Origin of the sequence: Metabacillus sp. 84, from assembly GCF_050107715.1 — a bacterium.
Lineage (GTDB): Bacteria > Bacillota > Bacilli > Bacillales > Bacillaceae > Metabacillus_B.
In genome coordinates, this window is the sequence record NZ_JBNILN010000056.1 from 1 (window position 1) to 206 (window position 206).

General features: G+C 40.8%; 1 pseudogene. It reads right to left on the minus strand.

What is annotated here, in order from left to right:
- A pseudogene (locus tag ACQCV8_RS20300) lies at positions 1-206 on the minus strand (RNA-guided endonuclease TnpB family protein); the annotation flags it as partial.

Consider the following 206-nt stretch of genomic DNA (forward strand, 5'->3'; position numbering starts at 1 on the left):
GAATGACAGAAATGTGATTGTCTTTTGCAAAATTGACGATTGCACGGCTCACCTTGTGGTCTTGGTCTTTCATCCATCTCTGTTCTTTATCATCCAATTTACGGATGGCATTGAGTTTTTTCTTCCTGCCCAATGTTCTGCGTTTGGAACGGAATGTACGCTTCATGTATTTGTTTTGTCTGCCGTTTCCAAAGAAACAAACCTTG